General features: G+C 76.4%; 1 protein-coding gene. It reads left to right on the top strand.

Annotation, left to right across the window (positions count from 1 at the left end; all coding sequences use genetic code 11):
• Positions 1-424, top strand: a 424-nt coding sequence (locus LQ51_RS33360) for a hypothetical protein (RefSeq protein ID WP_046564381.1), incomplete at both ends; no start/stop codon positions are given.

Raw genomic sequence — 424 nt, 5'->3', positions numbered from 1 at the left:
AAACCACCGTCGCGGTCGCCGCTACGGAAGCCACCCTCACGGCGCTCGCCCCCGCGGAAGCCACCCTCACGACGGTCGCCCCCGCGGAAGCCACCCTCACGACGGTCGCCGCCCCGGAAACCACCGTCGCGGTCGCCGCCCCGGAAACCGCCCTCGCGGCGCTCGCCGCCCCGGAAACCACCCTCACGACGGTCGCCGCCACGGAAACCACCGTCGCGGTCGCCGCCCCGGAAACCGCCCTCGCGGCGCTCGCCGCCCCGGAAACCACCCTCACGGCGCTCGCCGCCACGGAAACCACCGTCGCGGTCGCCGCCCCGGAAACCGCCCTCGCGGCGCTCGCCGCCCCGGAAACCACCCTCACGGCGCTCGCCGCCACGGAAGCCGCCCTCACGACGGTCGCCACCACGGAAGCCACCCTCACGAC

The sequence above is a fragment of the Micromonospora sp. HK10 genome, from assembly GCF_000982955.1.
Classification (GTDB): domain Bacteria; phylum Actinomycetota; class Actinomycetes; order Mycobacteriales; family Micromonosporaceae; genus Micromonospora.
This window is presented reverse-complemented; position numbering and strand designations above follow the sequence as displayed.